Source organism: Bacillus sp. FSL K6-2839 (genome assembly GCF_038003365.1).
Lineage (GTDB): Bacteria > Bacillota > Bacilli > Bacillales > Bacillaceae > Bacillus.
Genome location: NZ_JBBOOZ010000002.1, coordinates 589,089 through 610,727, shown reverse-complemented (window position 1 = coordinate 610,727; position 21,639 = coordinate 589,089). Strand labels below are relative to the sequence as shown.

The 21,639-nt window shown below is 42.5% G+C and carries 23 protein-coding genes; 15 read left to right on the top strand and 8 right to left on the bottom strand.

The genetic code is table 11. The features are described from left to right. Positions 1-169 precede the first annotated feature (169 nt). The 9 genes from ychF to wrbA all read left to right on the top strand — a co-directional run bounded on the left by ychF (position 170) and on the right by wrbA (position 7,671). Positions 170-1,270: a redox-regulated ATPase YchF gene (ychF, locus tag MHH26_RS17180; RefSeq protein WP_334750669.1), complete on the top strand. Its 1,101-nt coding sequence runs from the start codon at positions 170-172 to the stop codon at positions 1,268-1,270. Between the two features lie 108 nt (positions 1,271-1,378). Continuing rightward, the gene (gene rpsF, locus MHH26_RS17175; protein WP_003215073.1) at positions 1,379-1,666 is read left to right on the top strand and encodes a 30S ribosomal protein S6; all 288 of its coding nucleotides are present in this window, start codon (positions 1,379-1,381) and stop codon (positions 1,664-1,666) included. 36 nt (positions 1,667-1,702) lie between these two features. Then, positions 1,703-2,248 carry a single-stranded DNA-binding protein SsbA gene (ssbA, locus tag MHH26_RS17170; RefSeq protein WP_034660649.1) on the top strand — a complete coding sequence of 182 codons (546 nt, stop codon included), beginning with the start codon at positions 1,703-1,705 and terminating at the stop codon, positions 2,246-2,248. 40 nt (positions 2,249-2,288) lie between these two features. Next, positions 2,289-2,528: a 30S ribosomal protein S18 gene (gene rpsR / locus MHH26_RS17165; protein ID WP_008347556.1), complete on the top strand. Its 240-nt coding sequence runs from the start codon at positions 2,289-2,291 to the stop codon at positions 2,526-2,528. 212 nt (positions 2,529-2,740) lie between these two features. After that, positions 2,741-3,706: an ABC transporter ATP-binding protein gene (locus MHH26_RS17160; RefSeq protein ID WP_307500630.1), complete on the top strand. Its 966-nt coding sequence runs from the start codon at positions 2,741-2,743 to the stop codon at positions 3,704-3,706. Next, positions 3,699-5,216, top strand: coding sequence for an ABC transporter permease/substrate-binding protein (locus tag MHH26_RS17155; protein ID WP_307500629.1), 1,518 nt, complete (start codon positions 3,699-3,701; stop codon positions 5,214-5,216). The genes MHH26_RS17160 and MHH26_RS17155 overlap by 8 nt, the downstream gene beginning before the upstream one ends. A gap of 191 nt (positions 5,217-5,407) precedes the next feature. Beyond that, a complete protein-coding gene (locus MHH26_RS17150) occupies positions 5,408-6,379 on the top strand; it encodes a ring-cleaving dioxygenase (RefSeq protein ID WP_045210176.1) in 972 nt (323 codons plus the stop codon). After that, complete coding sequence (locus MHH26_RS17145; protein ID WP_307500628.1) at positions 6,376-6,984, top strand: alpha/beta hydrolase; 609 nt, start codon at positions 6,376-6,378, stop codon at positions 6,982-6,984. The genes MHH26_RS17150 and MHH26_RS17145 overlap by 4 nt, the downstream gene beginning before the upstream one ends. A gap of 72 nt (positions 6,985-7,056) precedes the next feature. Continuing rightward, on the top strand, positions 7,057-7,671 hold the full coding sequence (wrbA, locus tag MHH26_RS17140; protein ID WP_189318274.1) for an NAD(P)H:quinone oxidoreductase: 615 nt from the start codon (positions 7,057-7,059) through the stop codon (positions 7,669-7,671). A gap of 48 nt (positions 7,672-7,719) precedes the next feature. On the opposite strand, the gene katX is transcribed toward wrbA, so the two are convergent. Continuing rightward, the gene (gene katX / locus MHH26_RS17135) at positions 7,720-9,219 is read right to left on the bottom strand and encodes a catalase KatX (protein ID WP_370876327.1); all 1,500 of its coding nucleotides are present in this window, start codon (positions 9,217-9,219) and stop codon (positions 7,720-7,722) included. 194 nt (positions 9,220-9,413) lie between these two features. Here katX and MHH26_RS17130 point away from each other — a divergent pair, with 194 nt between their 5' ends. The 3 genes from MHH26_RS17130 (at position 9,414) to MHH26_RS17120 (ending at position 11,572) form a co-directional block, all read left to right on the top strand. Then, positions 9,414-10,070 carry a hypothetical protein gene (locus tag MHH26_RS17130; protein ID WP_307500626.1) on the top strand — a complete coding sequence of 219 codons (657 nt, stop codon included), beginning with the start codon at positions 9,414-9,416 and terminating at the stop codon, positions 10,068-10,070. Positions 10,071-10,219: 149 nt separating this feature from the next. Next, positions 10,220-10,714, top strand: coding sequence for an RNA polymerase sigma factor (locus MHH26_RS17125; RefSeq protein WP_034660642.1), 495 nt, complete (start codon positions 10,220-10,222; stop codon positions 10,712-10,714). Next, positions 10,715-11,572: a DUF3298 and DUF4163 domain-containing protein gene (locus tag MHH26_RS17120; protein ID WP_106036341.1), complete on the top strand. Its 858-nt coding sequence runs from the start codon at positions 10,715-10,717 to the stop codon at positions 11,570-11,572. A gap of 47 nt (positions 11,573-11,619) precedes the next feature. Here the strand turns inward: MHH26_RS17120 and MHH26_RS17115 are convergent, their stop codons facing one another. Next, positions 11,620-12,546, bottom strand: a complete 927-nt coding sequence (locus MHH26_RS17115; RefSeq protein WP_307500625.1) for a manganese-dependent inorganic pyrophosphatase — start codon at positions 12,544-12,546, stop codon at positions 11,620-11,622. 302 nt (positions 12,547-12,848) lie between these two features. Here MHH26_RS17115 and MHH26_RS17110 point away from each other — a divergent pair, with 302 nt between their 5' ends. The 3 genes from MHH26_RS17110 to rplI are packed head-to-tail and all read left to right on the top strand — an operon-like array spanning position 12,849 to position 16,243. After that, entirely contained in the window at positions 12,849-13,787 is a 939-nt protein-coding gene (locus MHH26_RS17110) for a YybS family protein (RefSeq protein ID WP_034660744.1), read from the top strand. Between the two features lie 30 nt (positions 13,788-13,817). Then, complete coding sequence (locus MHH26_RS17105) at positions 13,818-15,797, top strand: DHH family phosphoesterase (protein ID WP_060597693.1); 1,980 nt, start codon at positions 13,818-13,820, stop codon at positions 15,795-15,797. After that, positions 15,794-16,243, top strand: a complete 450-nt coding sequence (gene rplI / locus MHH26_RS17100; RefSeq protein ID WP_034323903.1) for a 50S ribosomal protein L9 — start codon at positions 15,794-15,796, stop codon at positions 16,241-16,243. The genes MHH26_RS17105 and rplI overlap by 4 nt, the downstream gene beginning before the upstream one ends. Before the next feature lie 41 nt (positions 16,244-16,284). Here rplI and MHH26_RS17095 read toward each other — a convergent pair whose 3' ends face one another. The 6 genes from MHH26_RS17095 to MHH26_RS17070 form a co-directional block, all read right to left on the bottom strand. Continuing rightward, positions 16,285-17,499, bottom strand: coding sequence for a CynX/NimT family MFS transporter (locus tag MHH26_RS17095; RefSeq protein ID WP_095286170.1), 1,215 nt, complete (start codon positions 17,497-17,499; stop codon positions 16,285-16,287). A 22-nt stretch (positions 17,500-17,521) separates the two neighbouring features. Further along, positions 17,522-17,668 (bottom strand): YycC family protein, encoded by a 147-nt coding sequence (locus MHH26_RS17090; RefSeq protein WP_003214589.1) that lies wholly within the window; start codon positions 17,666-17,668, stop codon positions 17,522-17,524. 72 nt (positions 17,669-17,740) lie between these two features. Next, a complete protein-coding gene (locus MHH26_RS17085; protein ID WP_060597691.1) occupies positions 17,741-18,475 on the bottom strand; it encodes an alpha/beta hydrolase in 735 nt (244 codons plus the stop codon). A gap of 115 nt (positions 18,476-18,590) precedes the next feature. Further along, the gene (locus MHH26_RS17080) at positions 18,591-19,556 is read right to left on the bottom strand and encodes an ABC transporter substrate-binding protein (RefSeq protein WP_034660636.1); all 966 of its coding nucleotides are present in this window, start codon (positions 19,554-19,556) and stop codon (positions 18,591-18,593) included. A 98-nt stretch (positions 19,557-19,654) separates the two neighbouring features. Then, positions 19,655-21,280, bottom strand: coding sequence for an AraC family transcriptional regulator (locus tag MHH26_RS17075; RefSeq protein WP_334750661.1), 1,626 nt, complete (start codon positions 21,278-21,280; stop codon positions 19,655-19,657). A gap of 124 nt (positions 21,281-21,404) precedes the next feature. Beyond that, positions 21,405-21,632: an MbtH family protein gene (locus MHH26_RS17070; RefSeq protein ID WP_025093680.1), complete on the bottom strand. Its 228-nt coding sequence runs from the start codon at positions 21,630-21,632 to the stop codon at positions 21,405-21,407. Positions 21,633-21,639 lie beyond the last annotated feature (7 nt).

Genomic DNA, 21,639 nt, shown 5'->3' with positions numbered 1-21,639 from the left:
GCAGGTGTAAATTCGCGTTTTAAAGCACTGATTAATCCTTTTTGGCAATGTTTCTTCTATTGATAATGCATAACGGTTAGCTTGTCTTTTCATGTAAACCTACTTATAATTGCTCTAGGTTCATATTACGCAGTATAACGAGCACGTTTGATATAGAGGAGATGAAAGAATGGCTTTAACAGCTGGTATTGTTGGCTTACCTAACGTCGGGAAGTCAACGCTATTTAATGCAATTACACAGGCTGGAGCGGAGTCTGCTAACTATCCGTTTTGTACCATTGATCCAAACGTCGGAATTGTAGAAGTTCCAGACGAGCGTTTGCAAAAACTAACAGAATTGGTGCAGCCGAAAAAGACAGTTCCGACTGCTTTTGAATTCACAGATATTGCCGGTATTGTCAAAGGGGCTTCTAAAGGTGAAGGTTTAGGGAATAAATTCCTTTCTCACATTCGTCAAGTAGATGCGATCTGTCACGTGGTGAGAGCTTTTGCAGATGATAACATCACACACGTATCAGGTAAGGTTGACCCTGTGTCAGATATCGAAACCATTAATTTAGAATTAATTTTGGCTGATTTAGAAACAGTTGAAAAGCGTTTGGCTCGTGTGAGTAAGCTTGCAAAACAAAAGGATAAGGAAGCGGTAGCTGAATTTGATATTTTGTCGAAGCTAATGGACGCATTTGAAGCTGGGAAATCGGCAAGATCTGTAGAATTTACAGATGAGCAGCAGAAGCTTGTGAAACAGCTTCATCTACTCACATCTAAACCAGTTCTTTATGTAGCAAATGTGAGTGAGGATGAAGTAGCGGATCATGACGGCAACGAATATGTGCAGCAAATCCGTGAGTTTGCTTCTGGTGAAAACGCTGAAGTCATCATCGTTTGTGCGAAGATCGAGTCTGAAATTGCAGAGCTTGAAGGAGAAGAGAAGCAGATGTTCCTTGAAGAGCTTGGCATCAAAGAGTCAGGTCTAGATCAGCTGATTCAAGCATCTTATTCGCTTCTTGGCTTAGCTACTTATTTCACAGCAGGTGAGCAGGAAGTACGCGCTTGGACGTTTAAAAAAGGAATGAAGGCACCGGAATGTGCTGGAATCATTCATACAGACTTCGAGCGTGGATTTATTCGTGCTGAAACGGTTGCATATGAGGATTTACTTGCTGGCGGAAGCATGTCTGCTGCAAAAGAGGCTGGAAAAGTCCGTCTAGAAGGTAAAGAATATGTAGTGAAAGATGGAGACGTCATTCATTTCCGTTTTAATGTATAGGTTCTTGTCATAGGCCAAGTAATTTGTTATAATATACAATTGTGAGTAATATAATTTATTGCTCCTTGCCCGTTTAGGGCCGCTTAGACCAAAAGGAGGTGCAATCAGATGAGAAAGTACGAAGTTATGTACATCATCCGCCCAACAGTTGACGATGAGGCTAAAAAAGCAGTTATCGAGCGTTTCAATAACGTGTTAACTTCTAACGGTGCGGAGATCACTGGAACAAAGGATTGGGGTAAACGTCGTCTTGCATACGAAATCAACGATTTCCGTGAAGGCTTCTACCAAATCGTAAACGTTCAATCTGACGCTGCAGCAGTTCAAGAATTTGACCGCTTAGCTAAGATCAGTGACGATATCATTCGCCACATTGTTGTTAAAGAAGAAGTATAAATCATTGAAATATATATTTAAAGGTGGTCTTTCAATATGCTAAACCGTGTTGTATTGGTCGGAAGACTAACAAAAGACCCTGAGCTTCGCTACACGCCTAATGGTGCGGCTGTAGCCACGTTTACTCTAGCTGTGAATCGTACGTTTACGAATCAATCTGGAGAGCGTGAAGCCGATTTCATTAACTGTGTTACTTGGAGAAGACAAGCCGAGAACGTGGCTAATTTCTTGAAAAAAGGAAGTCTTGCCGGTGTAGACGGTCGTTTGCAGACAAGAAACTATGAAAATCAGCAAGGACAGCGTGTCTTCGTGACAGAGGTTCAAGCTGAAAGTGTTCAATTTCTTGAGCCTAAGAGCGGCGGTGCTGGTTCAGGTGGATACAGCGGCGGTGGCAATAGCGGAGGCCAGTATTATGGCGGTAGCCAAAACGATCAGAATCCATTCGGAAATGAACCAAATCAAAATCCATATGGCAATCAGAGCAACCAACAAAATCGTAATCAGGGAAATAGCTTCAATGATGACCCATTTGCGAATGATGGTAAACCGATTGACATCTCCGATGATGATTTGCCATTCTAATTGATCTGAAAAATTGACTAAAGGAAAGGTGTGAAAACAAATGGCAGGTGGACGCAGAGGCGGTCGTGCGAAACGTCGTAAGGTATGTTTCTTTACTTCTAACGGTATCACGCACATCGATTACAAAGATGTTGATCTTCTTAGAAAGTTTGTTTCTGAGCGTGGTAAAATTTTACCTCGTCGTGTAACAGGAACTAGCGCTAAGTATCAACGTAAATTGACATTAGCGATTAAAAAATCACGTCAAATGGCATTACTTCCATACGTTACTGGTGAGTAAGTCGTTGACTTAAAAGCGGAGAGCCTCGAGCTCTTCGCTTTTTTTATTTGTCTCACTAAGAATCTCATCCGAATTGGCTAGAGCTGTTTTTGGCGGGCATCCTAGGGGAAGTATGTAAAAGAGAGAGAAAGTGACAGTTTGTTCTATACAAATACGGGGTCAATCTGTCATATTGATAGTCTAGAAAATAATTGCAGTCAGGGCGTGGGAAGATGATTGAATTTAAGAAGGTATCGATGCAATTTTCTGATGAGCGCTATGCCGTTCAATCGGTTGATTTAGAGATTCAGAAAGGTGAATTTTTTGTATTTATTGGACCTAGTGGAAGCGGGAAAACGACGACATTGAAAATGATCAATCGTCTCATTTCTTCTACAGAAGGTGAGATTTACATAAAAGGTCAAAAAATAAATGATTATGATATGTATGAGCTGCGCTGGGATATTGGGTATGTTCTGCAGCAAATTGCTCTTTTTCCTCATATGACCATTGAAGAAAATATCGCCGTGGTGCCAGAGCTCAAACAGTGGAGCCGGAAAAAGACCAATAAGCGGGTGGATGAATTGATGCAGATGGTTGGGCTTGATCCTGCTATGTATCGACATCGAAAGCCATCAGAGCTATCTGGTGGACAGCAGCAGCGTGTCGGTGTGGCACGTGCACTTGCAGCTGATCCTGAGATTGTCCTGATGGATGAACCCTTTAGTGCGTTAGATCCACTAACGAGGGAGAAATTGCAGGATGATCTGCTTGATTTGCAGCGCCGTATTCAAAAGACCATTGTCTTCGTGACGCATGATATGCAGGAAGCGATGAGGCTTGGTGATCGAATTTGTATCATGAAGGAAGGGAAAGTGGTGCAGATTGGTCGTCCAGAGGAATTGGTTCAACACCCAGTCAATGCCTTTGTTCGGGAGTTTGTGTCAGGGGCTGCTCGCCATGTGGAGCATCAAGCGTTTGAGCTAGAGGCCATGGCTAGACCAATGGCTCATGAGGCTCTTTTAGGCTATGAAGCGATCACAGCCCATGCCACGCTGGATGATGTCTTATCCCAATTGGCAAAGCATGAGGAATTGGCTGTTGAAAAGGATGGGGAGCGAATTGGACTAGTGAATCGTCAAGCGGTGATTCAGTTTTTAGCTGATTCTCCTAGAGAGAGGGGCGAGTCACATGAATGATTGGATCAGTGTGTTATTGGACCGAAAAGAACAATTGGGACACGCCTTACTTGAGCATATTCAAATTTCTTTTATTGCTTTATTTTTAGCGATTTTGATTGCCATTCCATTAGGTATCTATTTAACGAGGGTGCCAAAGCTTGCAGAGTGGGTGATTGGGGTGACGGCTGTTTTGCAAACAATTCCGTCGCTTGCGCTGCTTGGCTTGTTGATTCCTCTCGTTGGGATTGGGCAAGTGCCTGCCATTATTGCACTTGTCGTCTATGCCTTACTCCCTATTTTAAGAAATACATATACAGGCATTCAGGAGGTCGACCCTTCCCTGAGAGAAGCGGCGCTTGCCATGGGAATGAATCACCGCAAACGGTTATTAAAGGTGGAGCTGCCTTTGGCCATGCCAGTCATCATGGCAGGTATCCGAACTGGGATGGTTCTCATTGTGGGTACTGCCACTCTTGCCGCATTGATCGGAGCTGGGGGGTTAGGAAGTCTGATTTTGCTGGGAATTGATCGAAATGATATGTCGCTCATTGTCATTGGCGCTATACCAGCTGCCTTACTCGCACTCTTATTTGATGTGGTGCTGCGCACTTTTGAGAAAATCTCTTTTAAAAAGACTGTGATCTCTGTGACGGTTTTTGCTGTGATTGCAGGAGCAGTTGTCGCGGGCCCATTACTGTTTCAACAAGAAAAGAAAGAAATCACCATCGGTGGAAAGTTAGGATCAGAGCCTGAAATCCTGATCTCGATGTATAAGCTTTTAATTGAACAGGATACGGATATTCAAGTCAATCTTAAGCCTGGTCTTGGCAAGACGTCCTTTGTTTTTCAAGCTTTACGGTCTGGTGATATTGATATTTATCCTGAGTTTACCGGTACTGCGATTTCTGAGTTCCTCAAACAAACAGCGAAAAGCACAGATAAAGAAAAAGTGTATGAGCAAGCGCGGCGTGGATTGGAATCATCATTTCAGCTCCGCCTTCTTGAGCCGATGGCTTACAACAATACGTATGCTTTAGCCGTGCCTCAGTCGCTGGCTGATCAATATGATGTATCCAATATTTCAGATCTAGGCAAGATCAAGAATCGCATAAAGGCTGGCTTCACGTTGGAATTTTCTGATCGACAGGATGGGTATCTAGGTATTCAAAAGACCTATCAATTTTCCTTTGACGATGTGGTGACGATGGAACCGAAGCTTCGGTATCGAGCGATTCAAAAAGGAGATATCAATTTAGTCGATGCGTATTCGACAGACAGTGAATTGAGGGAATACAAATTAAAGGTGCTTGATGATGATCAGCATGTTTTCCCGCCATATCAAGGAGCACCGCTTCTAAGACAGGAGACATTAACTGAGTTCCCTGAGATCGAGACCTCTCTCAATAAGCTTGGTGGTCAAATCACAGATGATGAGATGAGAGAAATGAATTATGAAGTAAATGTGAAAGGTAAGGATGCATTTCAGGTTGCGAAAGCCTATTTAAAAAAGAAAAAATTACTGCAATAATCAAGGAAGAGCAGGTCTGTTATGTAAAAAGCAGACCTGCTTTTTTAAAAGGGAAAACAAAAACCGTTGACATTTATTTAAAAACATCATATCCTTAATTCGAGATAAATATATTTTTTTGATTTAATATCTCGAATTCGAGATAATATAAAGGCGTCAGTAAAGACATAATGAATAGAGGCTTGTACTTCATGATGAGGAGGTCATTAGAAGTGAAGAAAACAGAAGGAATTCACCATATCACAGCAATTGTAGGGCATCCTCAGGAGAACGTTGATTTTTATGCAGGTGTTTTAGGACTTCGTCTCGTGAAGAAGACCGTGAATTTTGATGATCCGGGTACGTACCATTTATATTTTGGAAATGAAGGAGGATCTCCGGGGACGATTATCACGTTTTTCCCATGGCCAGGTGCACAAAAGGGACAAATTGGCGCAGGTCAAGTGGGCGTGACGACATATGTCGTACCGCCAGGCGCTTTCTCTTTCTGGAAGGAACGTCTTGAGCAGTTTGATATTTCTTATGAAATGGTTGAACGTTTTGATGAAGCCTTTCTCTCATTTGAAGATCCACACGGCTTGTTGATTGAGCTAGTAGAACGTGCGGAGGGAAAACAAAATGAGTGGACTTTTAACGGGGTCACACCAGATGTCGCGATAAAAGGATTTGGCGGAGCTGTTTTGTTAACATCACAGCCGGAGCAAACGATGCAGCTGCTAGAACAAACAATGGGTTTTGAACGAGTTGGAGCAGAAGAGGACTATGTGAGATTCCGTTCGTTTGGTGAGATAGGCAATGTGATTGATGTGAACAAGACACCTGTTGCACGCGGACGTATGGGTGTTGGGGTTGTGCATCATATTGCATGGAGAGCGACAGATGATCAGGATCAATTAGATTGGCAAAGACATATTGCGCAAAGCGGGTATCAAGTGACACCTGTGCAAGATCGAAATTACTTCAATGCTATTTATTTTAGAGAGCTTGGCGGCATATTATTTGAAATTGCGACTGATCCTCCAGGGTTTGCACACGATGAATCAGTGGAAACAATGGGTGAAGCATTGAAACTGCCACCGCAATATGAGGCGCAGCGCAGTCAGATTGAACAAATTGTGCTGCCAATAGAAGTGAGAGAGATTAAAGGGAAAGGAGATTCATGATGAAGCATCTTTTTCGAAAAGGAAAGAATGAACAAAGACCTGTTTTGTTATTACTGCATGGTACTGGCGGGACGGAAGAAGATTTATTGCCGCTTGCCGATTTAGTAGATGCTGACGCATCCGTTCTTAGTGTGAGAGGAAATGTGTTGGAAAACGGTATGCCGCGCTTTTTCAGGCGTTTGGCAGAGGGTGTATTTGATGAGCAGGATTTAATTGAGCGTACAGAGGAACTATATACATTTATCGGAGAAGCAGCAGATGAATATGGGTTCGATCGTCACAATGTGGTGGCTATCGGATATTCTAATGGGGCAAACATTGCTGGAAGTCTTTTATTCCATTACGAGGATGCGTTAAAAGGAGCTATCCTGCATCATCCAATGATCCCAAGACGCGGGGTTTCATTGCCTTCATTAGCGGGGAAACAAGTCTTTATAGCAGCTGGTAAAAATGACCCAATGTGCCGTCCAGAGGAATCACAGGAGCTCGAGCAGTTGCTGCAAGGCGCAGGCGCTTCAGTTACGCTTCATTGGGAAAATCGCGGACATCAGCTAACGAGAGAAGAAGTCGATGCTGCGGCATTATGGTATCGTCGTCAATTTTAATGAAGGTGGGGAATACAGGTGGGATTTTTACAGAAGCTTTTTGGGCAAACCAAACAAAAGGAGATGGCACAAATGGAAAACGTAAAATTAGCGATTATTTATTATAGTTCAACAGGTACAAACTATCAGATGGCAAAATGGGCTGAAGCTGGAGCGAAAGAAGCTGGCGCAGAAGTGAAGGTATTAAAGGTTGCTGAATTGGCACCAGAATCAGTTGTGGCATCAAATCCAGCATGGAAAGCACACTTAGACGAAACAAAGGATGTCCCAGAGGTTCAATTAAGTGATTTAGAGTGGGCAGATGCCATCATCTTTAGCATGCCGACACGTTTCGGTAACTTACCGGCTCAAATGAAGCAATTCTTAGATACAACTGGCGGCTTATGGTTCCAAGGAAAATTGGCAAACAAAGCAGTGAGTGCGATGACCTCTGCACAAAACCCAAATGGCGGGCAGGAACAGACCATTCTTAGCCTTTACACAACGATGTTCCACTGGGGAGCGATTATTGCCGCTCCTGGATACACAGATGACTCATTATACGGTGCAGGGGGCAACCCTTACGGCGTGAGTGTCACTGTTGACCAAAATGGAAAGATCCAAGAGGATGCAGAAGCTGCTGCAAAACATCAGGCAAAACGTACGGTCAATGTAGCAGAATGGATCAAAAAAGGTCAAAACGCTTAATCGATGGATACAAAAAAAATGCAGCCTAGGCGCTGCATTCTTTTTTATTTAATAAGGATCTGAAGGTGTGCTGTTGTTAATCGCTTCGTTTACGGCTTGTGCGGCGCCTGTAGAGCCTATAGGTCCGCTTGGCTGTTCTTGTTTGAAGGCTTTTAAGCCGTCAGCGACACGCTTTCCGTAATCAGGGTCAGCCTTTGTAAAGTTTTCGATCATTTGCTCTTGAATGTTCTTTTGACAGGTCGCAAGGGTGTTGATTAAGTTCTTAATCAGTTCCTCACGTTCCCAATCATTGAAGCGGCGATACGTTTCTCCGGCTTGGCCAAAGTTGTTCGGGCGGTCAATGGCTTCTCGTTTGACGTCACCCTCTACAAAAGGCGTATGATCTTTTCCATCCTGCTTGGCTTCTTTTAATCCGCCGAGGATCGATGGTTCATAATTCACATGAGGGTTTTGCTCTTTGCCTTGATCGACATGGTATTCCATTTGCCCATCTCTTTGATTCGTGGCCACATGCTTTTTCGGTGCATTGATCGGCAGCTGTAAATAGTTTGGCCCCACACGATATCGCTGCGTGTCAGAATAGGAGAAGGTGCGCCCTTGAAGCAACTTATCATCTGAGAAATCCAAACCGTCTACGAGAACGCCAGTCCCAAAGGCGACCTGCTCGACTTCTGCGAAATAATTTTCTGGATTTTTGTTTAACACCATTCGTCCAATCGGTTTCCATGGATAGTCATCCTTGTACCAAAGCTTTGTCGGATCAAGTGGGTCAAAGTCAAGGTGAGGATGGGCATCATCTTCCATGATCTGCGCATATACCTCCCATTCAGGATGATCTCCTTGCTCAATGGCTTCATACAAATCCTGTGTGGCATGATTAAAGTTTTCTCCTTGAATCGCTTGAGCTTGTTCTTGCGTCAGGTTGCGAATGCCTTGCTTCGGTTCAAAGTGATATTTGACCAGCACTGCTTTTCCTTCATGGTTCACCCATTTGTAGGCATGGACACCTGAGCCTTGCATGTGCCGATAGGTTGCGGGGATGCCCCATGGTGAAAAGAGAAATGTCACCATATGCGTCGCTTCAGGTGATTGCGAGACGAAGTCAAAAATACGCTCGCCGTCTTGACGGTTGGTGACAGGATCAGGCTTAAAGGCATGAACCAAATCAGGGAATTTCAAAGCATCTCGGATAAAGAAAATTTTGAGGTTGTTCCCCACGAGATCCCAGTTGCCTTCTTCTGTATAAAATTTAATCGCAAATCCTCTAGGGTCACGCAATGTTTCTGGTGAATGACCGCCGTGAATCACAGAAGAAAAACGAACGAAAACAGGTGTCTTTTTTCCTTTTTCCTGAAATAATTTTGCCCTTGTATAAGTGGAAATGGGTTCGTCACCGAATGTGCCATAGGCTTCAAAATAACCGTGAGCTCCGGCCCCGCGCGCATGGACGACACGTTCAGGAATGCGTTCACGATCAAAATGACTAATTTTCTCTAGGAAATCGTAGTTTTCAAGCGTAGTTGGTCCTCTATTCCCAACGGTTCTCATATTTTGATTGTCTGTTACGGGATGACCTTGCCGATTTGTTAAAGTGTCTTCTGACTCTGAAGATGGTTTAGGGTGTTGTTCTTCTTTCAATTAAATCCCTCCTTCAATATTTCCCTAACAATATGGTCATCATGCTCCCTATTTCATACAAGGATTGATATAATGATTGAAAACTTTCACGAGGAGCGAACCTGATGATTCGATTACACTGCCTTCACGCCCATCCGTCCAATCAGTCATATATAGAAAATGTTTTTGGCGATACCGATATTGCGCTTTATCACACGGTCGATTCATCATTTATAGAACGCGCTACACAAGATCCCACTTTTGATCAACACAAGCAGCAAGCCTATGCTATCAACAGGCTGATGCAAGAGGGTGAAGCCGATCTCATTCTGCTCACGTGTACACAATACATTGCCGCTTTGGGAGATCAGCAGCATCTTTTTAAACAACCGATTGTTCCGATCGATGAACCGTTATTTGAGCTGATTTGTCAGGGAAAAGGGCCTCTTCAACTTGTGTTTTCAAACCCGGATACAGTGGAAGGGACGATGAAGCGGCTTAAATCATATGCAAAAGAGCACGGCAAACAGATTGATGCAGAAGTTATGGTGATGGAGGATGTCTTTCACCTTTGCCTAAATGGTGATATGCAGGCTTATGAGGAGCAAATCAAAAAGCAACTTAGAAGATGTATGAAAAAAAGCGGAGATATTTGCGTGATGCAGCTATCGATGGTCCATGCGGCACAGCAGATGGAAGAGGAGACAGGCGTTCCGATCATTCATCCGCTTTCTCCACTTAAACAGTTTGTCCATCAAACAATATCTGCTTTGAAAGAGTGAACCTGTCTGGTTCGCTCTTTTTGTATAGAAACGGAAATGGGATGACATGTTAAAAAAATAACCGAGCGCAAACTATTTTCCAAAGGCGCGCGTCTATCCATTGTAAGAAATAACCGATGCGCATTTAAGATAAAGGAGCTCTTTGTAAAATGAAGAAACGAAAGATTGAGGATCAATTTGCTGATTACGTAATGGAGCATAAACACAGTTTTTATCGATTGTCCTATAGTTATGTCAAAAACCCAGAGGATGCGATGGATGTCGTTCAAGAGGCGATTCATAAAGCACTCAAATCTGTTCACCGATTAGAGGATGCGACCAAGATGCATAGCTGGTTTTATAAAATCGTGGTGAACGCTGCCCTAGACTTTTTACGAAAGAAGAAGCGGGTGCAAGTGACAGATGATGACACACTCGAATTCTTGTCAAAGGGTGAGTCAGATGTCTATGAGGATCAAGATGTCAGACGAGCCCTAGAGGATTTGCCTGAGATGTACCGGGTTATCATCATTTTGAGATTCTTTGAAGATTTAAAATTAGAGGACATCGCCCATATTCTCGAAGAAAACGAAAACACCATCAAAACAAGATTATATAAGGCGTTGCGGCTTTTAAAAGTAGAATTATCGCAGGAGGAAATATAAATGGATAAGCATTTGGAACAGTTAAAAGAGGAATATTTAGAAATCCCTATTCCACCGGAATATGATGCTATGGTTGAACGGACATTGAAACGAAAAAATAAAAAACCTCATTTTCAGCAATGGACCATCGGACTTGTTGCTGCGGCTGCTCTATTTGTCACGACAGTTAATGTCAGTCCACAGGCGGCAAGAGCCATTTCAGAGGTGCCTGTCATTGGCGAGCTGGTGAAAGTCGTGACATTCACAGAATTTAAAAAGAGCGATCAAGGAACGAATATTGACCTTAAAACACCACACGTTTCAGGGCTTGGGGACGGAAAATTACAAGACAGCCTGAATCAAAAATATTTAGCTGAAAACAAAAAGCTGTATCAAGATTTTGAAAAGGAAACAAAGGGTTATAAAAATGGTCATTTAAGTGTAGAGAGCGGATATGAAGTGAGAACGAACAATGACCAAATTCTCTCACTAGGTCGATACAAGGTGACGACTCAAGCTTCTGCGGCAGAGGAAATGACGTATGATACGGTGGATAAGAAAAATCATGTACTGATTACATTACCAAGCTTGTTTAAAGATGACCGGTATATAGATGTCATTAGTGAAAATATTAAAGATCAAATGAAGAAACAAATGAAAGAGGATTCAAATAAGATTTACTGGATTGGCAAGCAAGATATGGCGGATCCATTTAAGAAAATTAAGCCGGATCAAAGCTTCTATATCAATTCAAAAGGCAAACTGGTGATTTCCTTTAATGAATATGATGTGGCACCTGGTTACATGGGTGTAGTTGAATTCACGATTCCAACAAGTGTGCTAAAGGATATTCTTGTCAGCGATATGTACATTCATTAAAAGAAGAAAAAAGACTGCTGAACATGTCAGCAGTCTTGTTGTATTGATTAAGAAAGTGCATCTGTTAGTGCAGGTACCACTTGTTTCTTTCTTGATACAACACCTTTTAGTAAAGCGGTGTTGTTTTCAAGTGTGACGTTAAATGCTTTTTCTACTTTTGCAGCTTCTGCACCGAGTGCAAGAGCAAGGGAGTCATTTTCTAAGATGTCTGTGATCACTAGAACGAATAGATCAAGACCTTTCGCTGCGATGACTTCATTGATTTTCGCTTCAATGTCAGCCTGTCTTGCTGTTACTTCCGCGATATCTACTGTATTAACTTGCGCAATTTCCACTTTGCTATTGCCTAGTGCAAATTCTTTTGCATCAATTGTAATTAATTCTTGAACCGTTTTTTGGCTTAGGTCAGCGCCAGCTTTCAGCATGTCTAGGCCGTAAACTTCTGGATCTACCCCTGCAATTTCAGCTAGCTCATGCGCAGCATCAATGTCTTGCTGTGTGCATGTTGGGGATTTGAATAGCAAGGAATCAGAAATGATTGCAGATAAAAGCAAACCAGCGATTTCTTTTTCAATCTTCACTTGGTTCTCTTTGTACATTTTGTTTAAGATTGTTGCTGTACAGCCAACAGGCTCAGCGCGATAGTAAAGAGGTTCACTTGTTTCAAAGTTGGCAATACGGTGATGATCAATAACCTCAGTCACTTGTACTTGATCAATATCGCTTACACTTTGTTGGAATTCGTTATGATCGACAAGAATGACTTGCTTTGTTTCGTTTGCAGCCGTTTCAATGAAACGAGGTGCTTCTTGTTTAAAGAAATCTAATGCGTATTGTGTTTCTCCATTGATTTCTCCAAGTCTGACCGCTTCTGCCTGAACGCCGATTTTGTTTTTCAGATCAGCGTAAGCGATAGCAGAGCAAATCGTGTCTGTGTCAGGGTTTTTGTGTCCGAATACGAGTGTTTTTCCCATGTGAATTCTCCTTCTTACATTTATTGATGATGTTTCTATTCTAACAGCTTTTGACCTTGAATTCAGGGTTTATAGCTAAGAATAATCTAAAAAATTGTAACATGCTGATTGAAAAGTTGCATGTACGAATCTATATTGGTGTTCCACGTGAAACTCTCCTAAGATAGCCTGCATTTTACTTGCGATTTGCCGCTATGGTAAAATAAAGGTTGGGGTAAGACATGGTGTAGCTTACATCGTACGTATACATAGAAGGACACATTGAGCAAGATATAGAAAAAGGATTGGATAGAGGTGAAGGTGTGAAACAAACAAAAGCGTTAGTAGAGGGCGCTATCATGATCAGTATTTTTTCTGTCATGATGCTGTTTTATTTGTATGTGCCGCTATTATCCATTATTTTCTTTCTAGCTGCTCCGATACCGATTATCCTCTATACAATCAGGCACGGCTTGAAAAAAGGAATTGCTGCTGGCGCTATTGGGATAGTGATCAGCTTTTTAATTGGGTCTCTTGCTGGACTCATGAGTGCGCCAATTCTGATTGCTGCCGGATTAGGCATGGGTGTTTTCTACAGCAGAAGGCAGCCTGGGAATGCCATCATTACAGGTGCGCTGATCTATTTATTCAGTTTTCTTATCTCCTTTATTGTCAGTGTTCAGCTTTTTCAAGTCGATATCATGGGTATCGCGAAAGAGTCGGTTGAACAAATGATTCCGATGTTAGAGAGTGTCTTAAAGCAATCCGGCGCTTCTGAGCAGAACATTGCGAAGCAGCTGAAGCAGTTCAGAGAGATGCAGGATGCTGCATTGAGTGCTTTGCCTGTAGCGCTGTTAATTGGTGTCACATTGCTGGCGTTCGTGAATCACTGGTTCGTGCAGCCTCTGATCAAACGGTTTGTCAAAGACATGCCGGTCTTGAAGAAATTTAAGGATATGCGGCTGCCAAAAAGCATGGTATGGTATTATTTACTCACACTGCTTTTGATGCTGATTCAGACGGAAAAAGGCAGCTTTTTATGGCTTGTTCAAACGAGTGCTTTTCAAATTTTATTTATACTGGTGCTTATTCAGGGATTTTCCTTTATCTTCTATTATTGCCACGAAAAAAGCATCTCAAAAGCGGTGCCCATTTTCGCTATCGTGTTAGGGGTTCTCTATCCGCCAGTCGGTGTGATTGTGCGTATTATAGGGATTGCTGACATAGGCTTTGATTTAAGAGAGAAAGTAAAAAACAAATAATTCACTCTGAATGTTGAGGAGTTGATATCAGTGCCAAGCTTCTATAGAAAACCTGTCATCAAGTATCCGATCATCGCTTTGATTGTCCTTGCGGTGGTCACAGTCCTCCTCAACCTTTATTATAATTGGATCATAGGAGCGGTTGGTCTTTTCGTTCTTGCAGGTGTGCTCTACTTCTTAAAGTGGGCAGATACGCAAGTGCAAAAAGAGATTGATTCATATATTTCAACATTATCCTATCGAGTCAAAAAGGTTGGAGAAGAAGCATTAATGGAAATGCCAATTGGTATTATGCTGTTTAATGACCAGTATTATATCGAATGGACAAATCCATTTCTCGCTTCGTGCTTTCATGAAAGCACGCTTGTCGGCAGATCCTTGTATGATACATTCGAGTCCGTTGTGCCTCTTATTAAACAAGAGGTCGAGACAGAAAATGTGACGCTGAATGACCGGAAATTCAAAGTCATTATTAAACGGTCAGAGCGCCTTTTATATTTCTTTGATGTCACGGAACAGGTGCAGATTGAAAGACAGTACGAAAATGAACGAACGGTGTTATCTTATATCTTTTTAGACAATTACGATGATGTCACGCAGGGTCTTGATGATCAGGTGCGCAGCACCATTAATAGTGAAGTGACGTCGCTGTTAAACAATTGGGCACAAGAATATGGCATTTTCCTGAAGCGAATTTCGTCTGAACGATTTATGGCGGTTCTAAATGAGAGCATCTTAGCAGAGCTTGAAGCGTCGAAGTTCTCCATTTTAGACGAGGTCCGTGAGAAAACAGGGGCGCATAGTGCGACACTTACTCTGAGTATCGGGATTGGAGCGTCCGTTCCTTCTTTAAAAGAGCTTGGGGCACTTGCGCAGTCGAGTCTTGATCTTGCCCTCGGACGAGGCGGGGATCAGGTAGCCATTAAGCAGCCAAATGGAAAAGTGAAATTCTACGGCGGGAAAACGAATCCAATGGAGAAACGGACACGTGTACGCGCACGAGTCATTTCTCATGCTTTAAAAGAAATTGTATCTGAAAGCGGAAATGTCATGATCATGGGGCATAAGTTCCCAGACATGGACTCGATCGGTGCATCGATTGGAATTTTAAAGGTCGCCCAGGCCAATGGGAAAGAAGGCTATATTGTCATTGATGCCAACCAAATTGGTGACAGTGTTCAACGCTTGATTAGTGAGATTAAGAATTATGAAGATCTTTGGTCACGTTTTATCACCCCAGAGGAAGCCATGGAGCTTGCAGAGGATGATACATTGCTTGTGGTCGTGGACACACATAAACCGTCTCTCGTCATGGAAGAACGACTGCTCAATAAGATTGAAAATGTCGTGGTCATTGACCATCATAGACGCGGCGAAGAGTTTATCCGTGATCCATTACTTGTCTATATGGAGCCGTATGCTTCATCCACAGCAGAGCTTGTGACAGAGCTTTTAGAGTATCAGCCGAAGAAATTGCGTATTAACATGATTGAAGCTACTGCGCTTCTCGCTGGGATCATCGTGGATACGAAGAGTTTCTCGCTGAGAACGGGATCAAGAACGTTTGATGCAGCATCCTATCTTCGTGCGAAGGGGGCAGATCCTGTCCTTGTGCAAAAATTCCTAAAAGAGACAGTTGATCATTACATCAAACGGGCAAAACTCATTCAGCATACAGATTTGTATCAAAATCAGGTGGCGATTGCTTCATTGCCGTCAGACAGCTCGGAGTATTATGATCAAATTACGATTGCCCAGACGGCTGATTCTCTGTTGTCAATGAGTGAGGTAGAAGCGTCATTTGCTGTCGCTAGACGAGATGACAACACGGTGTGCATTAGTGCGAGATCATTAGGAGATATCAACGTCCAAATTATCATGGAAGCGTTAGATGGCGGCGGTCATTTGACTAACGCTGCCACCCAAATGTATGGTATAACCATTGAAGAAGCGGTAGAGCAGTTAAAAGCTGCCATTGATGAATATTTCGAAGGAGGGGTTCAAAGATGAAAGTCATCTTTCTAAAAGACGTAAAAGGCAAAGGGAAAAAAGGCGAAGTCAAGAATGTAGCTGACGGATACGCTCACAACTTTCTCATCAAACAAGGGTTAGCGGTTGAAGCAAATCCAACGAACCTAAGCGCATTGGAAGGGCAGAAAAACAAAGAGAAAAAGAATGCCATCCAAGAGCTTGAACAAGCGAAGCAACTAAAAGAGACACTTGAGGCGTTAACAGTGGAGCTCACTGCAAAATCAGGTGAAGGCGGTCGTCTGTTTGGATCGATTACAAGCAAACAAATCGCTGATAAATTGCAAAAAGATCATCAAATCAAACTCGATAAGCGCAAAATCGAGCTGAATGACGCCATCCGTGCATTAGGTTACACAAATGTACCGGTGAAGCTTCATCCAGAGGTACAAGCAACGTTAAAGGTTCATGTGACAGAACAAGCATAAAGCAGAAAAGAACCCGTCTCACGAGGAGGCGGGTTCTTTTTTTATGATGGATCTGAAATATAGACGCTTCGTCCGGCTCGCATACCGGATAAAAACATGAAAAATAGGATGATGATAAAGATGATAATGGATGGCGTCCATGTATGTGTGAGATCAAAAAGGATACCGATCATGAACGGACCAACGGCGGCTAATAAATAACCGAGAGACTGCGCCATTCCGGAAAGGGCAGCGGCTTGCTCCATATTGGTCGTCCGTAATCCGATAAATGTGAGCGCCAGACTGATGCTGGCACCTTGTCCAATACCGATCAATAAAACAGAGATCACGAGAATAGGCGTCGATCCTCCGAGAAGAAGTCCGATCATGCCAAGTAAATACACAAGGACAAGTCCGAAGACAAGCGGTCTTTGTGTTTTTAATTTTTCTGCAAAAACAGGCGTTAAAAAGGTGGATGGCAGCCCAGCAAACTGCATAATGGACAGCATCCAGCCGGCTGTCGACAGGTTCATTCCATGTGATGTTAAAATATCAGGAAACCAGGCGATGCTGCTATAGAAAAGGAATGACTGCAACCCCATAAAAAAGGTCACCTGCCATGCGACACGTGAACGCCATATCGGCTGCTCTGTGAGCGAAATGCTTTTGACGGCCGCTGTGTTCTGATGAAGAAGCTGTGGCGCCCAGACCATCATCGCGAGAAGAGCAAGGCCAGCCCATACGAGGAATGATGTATTCCAGCCGCCAGGCATCGTATGACTGAGTGGAACACTGATACCTGATGCAAGTGCCGCAAAGACGGACATCGAGGTCGTATACACGCTCGTCATCAATCCAGCATGTGCAGGAAATTTATGCTTCACGAGCCCCGGTAAGAGCACATTACATATTGCAATCCCGACACCGACAAGCGCGGTTCCAATCATTAAGAAGGTGATCGTGCCAAACGAGCGAATCACAATCCCAAATAAAAGGACAGCAAGCCCAAGCCAAAGGGTTCGTTCATTGCCAAGACGTTTTCCGATTTTAGGTGCAATTGGAGAAAGCAATGCGAATGAGAGCAGTGGTAATGTTGTGAGAAAACCCGCAAGTCCATTTGAAAGCTGTAAATCGGAACGAATGGCGCCGATGAGAGGCCCCACGGACGTAATGGCAGGCCGTAGATTAAATGCAATGAGTAAAATCCCAGCAATCAGCAGGATGGTTTGTCCTTTACTGCGAGGATGTAATGTTGATTGTTCTAGATGTTGTTCCATGAATGTAAACTCCTTTATTTCTTTAAGAAGAACGATCTTTCTTCTGTTCAAGTTCTGCTAGTTTAGCGATTAAGATATGCTGCGGCATATGCATGATTTGTTCAATGGGTACATTGAGTGATGCCGCAAGTTTTTGTGCTGTATCGGCTGAGATTTGTAAAGGTCTCATGAGCAAATCCCTCCTCTTTCAATCTATACGTTCCAATATATCATATCGGCTTTGTACCATGTTGATAAAAAATTAGAGTTCTCTTTTATAAAACCACTTTATGGCCGATAAGAAATTTTTTTGAAATTGTTTCAGATGATGGCCCTCCCCTTGTTCGATGTGATATTGCAGCTGCCAATCCTGCATCCCTTTCTGTAATAAAAGGTCATGTAGTTGTTTGTTGAATAAAGGCATGTGCTGTTGAGCAGATGTTTTGCCTTTACCTTCTTCACTGCCTACAGATAAATAGACAAGGTGCTCCACACACTGAATGCTTTGTTGTTTAGCAAACGGTAGAAAATCTTGATACCAAAATGACCCAGAGATAGATGCGATGTTTTTAAAAAGGGCAGGGTGCATCAATAGGGTATAAATAGCAAATAGTCCACCTAATGAAGCACCTACGTGACTATGTTGATGACAGGTCTGCTTGACTGGATATTCTCTTTTGATATAAGGGAGCAAGTCATTTGCTAAAAATGACATATACGTCTGTGCCTCGCCATTAAAGTCAGGAAACTCAGAACGCAGTGATGACGCCTTCCATGGTGTATATTCATCAAGTCGATTGAAGGGGTGTATGCCGACAATGATGATTGGCGAGATGGTATTGGCTTCGATCATTCTTTCGATCTCTAGCAGGTGTGTTCTAAACAAAGAAGAGCCATCTTGTACAAAGACAGCTGGAACATCAATAGAGGTGTCCTGTGGAAGGTAAATATCAAGCTGACGCCCATTAAACTCGTCATATAGAAACGTTCCGTTCATGTGTATTCTCTCCTCAAGGTTTTCAACTACGCTGAAAAGAAGACAAAGAGCTAAAAATAAAGATCATTTTAGCCCTTTGTCAACAATCTGATCGCGCAAATTGGCGCTTCTTTTTTTAGTTGTTTTTCTCTAACCATTTGACAGCTTTATCAAGGAAGGTTGTTTTGCTTAGTGCTGTTCCTCCTTGAAGCATAGGATCAACGACATTTGCATTGATGTGCCCATTTTTCACAGCTTTTAGGCTTGTCCAAATTTTATTTTGCTCTAAGTCCTTCAATGCGTTTGGATTCGATGAGTTTTCCGCTTTAGAGAACTGAACAAAAATATAGTCAGGATTTAGTTCGCCCAGGCGCTCCATCGAAATCATCGCTTGTGCTTTGGCTTTTTTGATATCACTTGGTGCTGAAAATCCTAAGTCCCCATATAAGGTTGAGTTGAAGTATACGTCTTCAGGATACACGTACAGGTCGCCCTGTCTAATGCGCAAAATGACAGCTGTTTTGTTGTTGCTTTTGTCTTTCAGGGTTTCTTTCGCTTGTTTGAGATCTTTCTGATAATCAGAAATGATGTTTTTGGCTTCTTCACTCTTTCCAGTCAGTGTACCGAGCAATAAAAGATTGCTTTCCCAGTCAGAAGAGACATGGGATACTGGGATCGTCGTTTGGACTTTATCCAGTTTTTTAATTGTTGCAGGCGGGAACTTTGTTGATCCGAGTATCACGTCTGGTTTTAGTTTTAAGATTTTTTCTAGGTTTGGTTCTGTTTTTTCACCGATGCCTTCTGTTTTCGCTGTGATGTCTTTAAATAATTCAGGGAATGTGCCGCCTACGGTAGAAGCACCAATAGGTTGGATACCAAGTAATTTTGCATCTTCCATTGATTCTAGGCTTCCAGCAATGACGATTCGTTTCACTGGTGTTTTGAGCTTGTACGTTTGATCTAAGTAATTGATTTTTGTTTCTGTTGCTTCAGCTGACTTGCTTTTGGCTGTGTTTGAAGCAGGTTTATTTTCTGTAGCACCACAGGCTGCTGTGGTGATCGTCATGATACAAAGGGTAAGCAATGCTAACCATTTTTTCATTTGTTTTCTCCTTTAACTGATAATTGTTCTCAATTAAAGATTGTATTAGGCTTTCGTCCTTTTAGCCATAGACAATTCTCTATCAAATGATGGACTTTTTACGGAAAAAAAGATAAAAGGTCCTGAATGACTCGTTGATGACTGGCTGCTGTGTATTCACGCCAAGGGTCAGAAGCGAGTGGATAGACTGCTTGTTGACTCACAGCCTTGAGATTTTGCCAAGCCTCCTGTTGCTTTAACTTTTGATAAAATGCAATGGTTTTTGGCTCCTTATGCAAGAAGAGGAAGATGGCGTCTGGGTCTAGCTGTTGTATGGAGCGAATGCTGATTTTTTTTTCTATTAGCTGACCATCATTCTGAAAAGCTGGCAGAAGACCAATGTCATAAAAAATCACTTCTGACATGGTGCGATTTACAGACAAGTAGAGCTGATCTTGAAAGATACGAAGAGGCAGGACGGTTTTTGGTGGATGATCAACAAGGCATGCCTTTTTCGCTTGAATGACGATTTCCTCGTAATGAAGCAACCATTCTTCTGCTTCCTTCGCTTCGTTCAGGAACATAGCTGTTTGTCTGAATTGAGCGCGCCAATTCAATTGTGTGAATGGAACAAAGTGAACAGGACAGATGGTTTTCAACACTTGTTTTTCTTCCTCTGTCACATGATCATTGGCAATGATCAGCTCAGGTTTTGTTTCCTTTAATTGCTGTAAATTGGCTTCAGCGTGCTCGTTGATACGATGTGCACTCAGGTGAATCGGAATTTCTTCTGCATGATGCTCAAAATCATGTGCTGTCCATTTAGGATGAAGAGGGGCAGCATATGGGATGATATGAATTGGTGTGAGCTGACCGAGTATGGAATGACCATAGGCTGCAATTTTCCGCTGACGGCTTTTCATATAAGCAGAAGGGGTCATGCCAGTTTTTTTCTTAAAGATGCGGCTAAAGTAATAGGGATCTTGATAGCCGATTTCCAGTGCAATGTCTTTGAGCTTTGCATTGCTTTTTGCCATTAACTGTTTGGCTCTTGCCATCCTTTTCTTGGTGATATAATCAGTGACACTCACATCAAAATGCTTTTTAAATAGCTCACTGTAATGATTGGCGCTGATGCCAGCCATATGAGATAGACTTGTAAGGCTGAGGGGTTCTTCGGAATGTTGATCAATATATTGTTTTGTTTTGAAAAGGGCATGTGCCGTGTCACAAATATCTTCTTTATGCAGTGTGAAAAGCTGCATAATGAGCTGTTGAAAAAGAGTTTGGCTTCTAAAAAAGCTAATGGATTCAGGTCTTTTCCATTCCTCTGTCATTTCAGGCAGTAAAGAATGAATTTGTTCAATCGAGCTAATATCGATAAATTGCCATACATTCAGTAAAGAACGGGCATGTTCAGTTGATACTTCTCCTATGTTTTGATCTTGCAGTGTGTAGAGCTGAAAGCGAAACAGATAGAGCTCGTGTTTTCGATAAGGCTCTGTTTTCAACATAAATGTTTCCCCAGGCATGATCGTATAGAGTGTCAGATTTTTCAATCGCCATTTTTGATCGTTCAATGTGAGTAAACCGCTGCCGCTTATGCTGAAGAGGAGGCAGAATGTATCTGATAGCTGTTGCTCCGTATGCGGAAGCTCTGCATTATTTATTTTTTCAGTATATGTTAATCGATAGATGAATTGTTCGGCATTTGCCATTGTACGTAATTGATTGTTATTTCCCATAAAACCACCTGATCTCTTATTGATTGATAAACATTCTCAATTAAATTGTAGCAGAAAGGGCTGGAAAGATGGTGATGTTTATTCTGTCAAAAAAGCACCCTGAGTGAGATCAGGGTGCGATGATTTATTCCGTTTTTCCATGTGCTAGGGCAGGTTCTTTTGTTAAGCTTAAAGGCCGTAAGTCCTGCCAGTGTGTCTGGATGTAATCGATGCAGGCATTTCTAGTGTCTTCACCAAAGACCTTTTCCCATCCATCTGGTACGGGTGCAAATGATGGCCAAAGTGAATGCTGTCCTTGTTCATTGACAAGCACAAGAAAGACACCGTCTTCACGATCAAAGGGATTTGTCATTTGTCAT

Bases quoted from the DNA above. Each gene is read 5' to 3' on its own strand.
- MHH26_RS17155 (WP_307500629.1), top strand. From the start codon at position 3,699: ATGAATGATTGGATCAGTGTGTTATTGGACCGAAAAGAACAATTGGGA.
- katX (WP_370876327.1), bottom strand. From the start codon at position 9,219: ATGAGAACCGTTGGGAATAGAGGACCAACTACGCTTGAAAACTACGAT.
- MHH26_RS17070 (WP_025093680.1), bottom strand. From the start codon at position 21,632: ATGACAAATCCCTTTGATCGTGAAGACGGTGTCTTTCTTGTGCTTGTC.
- wrbA (WP_189318274.1), top strand. From the start codon at position 7,057: ATGGAAAACGTAAAATTAGCGATTATTTATTATAGTTCAACAGGTACA.
- rpsF (WP_003215073.1), top strand. From the start codon at position 1,379: ATGAGAAAGTACGAAGTTATGTACATCATCCGCCCAACAGTTGACGAT.
- MHH26_RS17085 (WP_060597691.1), bottom strand. From the start codon at position 18,475: ATGAACGGAACGTTTCTATATGACGAGTTTAATGGGCGTCAGCTTGAT.
- MHH26_RS17115 (WP_307500625.1), bottom strand. From the start codon at position 12,546: ATGGGAAAAACACTCGTATTCGGACACAAAAACCCTGACACAGACACG.
- MHH26_RS17125 (WP_034660642.1), top strand. From the start codon at position 10,220: ATGAAGAAACGAAAGATTGAGGATCAATTTGCTGATTACGTAATGGAG.
- MHH26_RS17120 (WP_106036341.1), top strand. From the start codon at position 10,715: ATGGATAAGCATTTGGAACAGTTAAAAGAGGAATATTTAGAAATCCCT.
- MHH26_RS17075 (WP_334750661.1), bottom strand. From the start codon at position 21,280: ATGGGAAATAACAATCAATTACGTACAATGGCAAATGCCGAACAATTC.
- rpsR (WP_008347556.1), top strand. From the start codon at position 2,289: ATGGCAGGTGGACGCAGAGGCGGTCGTGCGAAACGTCGTAAGGTATGT.
- MHH26_RS17090 (WP_003214589.1), bottom strand. From the start codon at position 17,668: ATGAGACCTTTACAAATCTCAGCCGATACAGCACAAAAACTTGCGGCA.
- ychF (WP_334750669.1), top strand. From the start codon at position 170: ATGGCTTTAACAGCTGGTATTGTTGGCTTACCTAACGTCGGGAAGTCA.
- rplI (WP_034323903.1), top strand. From the start codon at position 15,794: ATGAAAGTCATCTTTCTAAAAGACGTAAAAGGCAAAGGGAAAAAAGGC.
- MHH26_RS17130 (WP_307500626.1), top strand. From the start codon at position 9,414: ATGATTCGATTACACTGCCTTCACGCCCATCCGTCCAATCAGTCATAT.
- MHH26_RS17080 (WP_034660636.1), bottom strand. From the start codon at position 19,556: ATGAAAAAATGGTTAGCATTGCTTACCCTTTGTATCATGACGATCACC.
- ssbA (WP_034660649.1), top strand. From the start codon at position 1,703: ATGCTAAACCGTGTTGTATTGGTCGGAAGACTAACAAAAGACCCTGAG.
- MHH26_RS17150 (WP_045210176.1), top strand. From the start codon at position 5,408: ATGATGAGGAGGTCATTAGAAGTGAAGAAAACAGAAGGAATTCACCAT.
- MHH26_RS17145 (WP_307500628.1), top strand. From the start codon at position 6,376: ATGATGAAGCATCTTTTTCGAAAAGGAAAGAATGAACAAAGACCTGTT.
- MHH26_RS17095 (WP_095286170.1), bottom strand. From the start codon at position 17,499: ATGGAACAACATCTAGAACAATCAACATTACATCCTCGCAGTAAAGGA.
- MHH26_RS17160 (WP_307500630.1), top strand. From the start codon at position 2,741: ATGATTGAATTTAAGAAGGTATCGATGCAATTTTCTGATGAGCGCTAT.